Source organism: Mesorhizobium sp. M7A.F.Ca.MR.148.00.0.0 (genome assembly GCF_003997735.1).
Taxonomy (GTDB): Bacteria; Pseudomonadota; Alphaproteobacteria; order Rhizobiales; family Rhizobiaceae; genus Mesorhizobium.
Genome location: NZ_RZTB01000417.1, coordinates 1 through 404, shown reverse-complemented (window position 1 = coordinate 404; position 404 = coordinate 1). Strand labels below are relative to the sequence as shown.

General features: G+C 61.1%; 2 pseudogenes. Both read right to left on the bottom strand.

The annotated features are described in order from the left end of the window. A pseudogene (locus EOB49_RS37135) lies at window positions 1-206 on the bottom strand (hypothetical protein); the annotation flags it as partial. A gap of 67 nt (window positions 207-273) precedes the next feature. Next, window positions 274-404: pseudogene (locus EOB49_RS38850) on the bottom strand (DUF982 domain-containing protein); the annotation flags it as partial.

The window sequence follows — 404 nt, the reverse complement described above, 5'->3', positions numbered from 1 at the left end:
ACCTCCCTGACCAAGAATACCTGACGGTCGATCGGGAACGCACGGACTTTTTCTGCGGACATCTTCCAACCCATGAGACTGACGCAACGAATCAACCATTGCCAACAAGCAAAGGCGTAGCCGGGAAGATGGAAACGGAAGCTTAACAGGGCCGGCCTTGGTGCGGTGCAGTCGTCGGGACGAAACGCGCACAGCGGCGCGCTCACGACATTACCACGTGCGTTCAAACACGATCGCCGGTGTTTTAATCGGGCAACGAACAGGGCACAGCCCTCAGGCCTGGAGCGCCCTCGCCTCACCGCCGCGCTTGCGCCGCGTCATCATGTCCCTGGCCATCAGTCCACTGGCGCGGCAAAACGCCATGAACGCCCGGCAGGCATCCTCGGTCTTGACCACGTCCACCG